Annotated in this window: 1 protein-coding gene; it reads left to right on the forward strand. The window is 44.2% G+C overall.

Going from position 1 to position 224, the window contains the following annotated elements; translation table 11 throughout:
• Positions 1 to 224 (forward strand): type II toxin-antitoxin system YafO family toxin (locus N788_RS15200; RefSeq protein WP_211250723.1); only part of this gene is annotated, 224 nt, incomplete at both ends.

The following is a 224-nucleotide window of genomic DNA, read 5'->3' on the forward strand; positions in this document are numbered from 1 at the left end:
AACTCTTCGAAGGTCCGCAAAGGGCGATACAAGAGCAGCTTTTTCACGTACATCTATTCAGGCCGAATCAACAAAAAACTTACTGGCATACTGACGAAAAACCAGTAATGCAATGGGAATGCACTAGCGATTCAGCGCTTGTTTACTCCCATATCCCAACCTCAACAGATGACTCTTTGTTCTTGTTTATCCGTGTTATCGATCCGGGAGCTCATGATGCTTAC

Origin of the sequence: Arenimonas donghaensis DSM 18148 = HO3-R19, from assembly GCF_000743535.1 — a bacterium.
GTDB classification, from domain to species: domain Bacteria; phylum Pseudomonadota; class Gammaproteobacteria; order Xanthomonadales; family Xanthomonadaceae; genus Arenimonas; species Arenimonas donghaensis.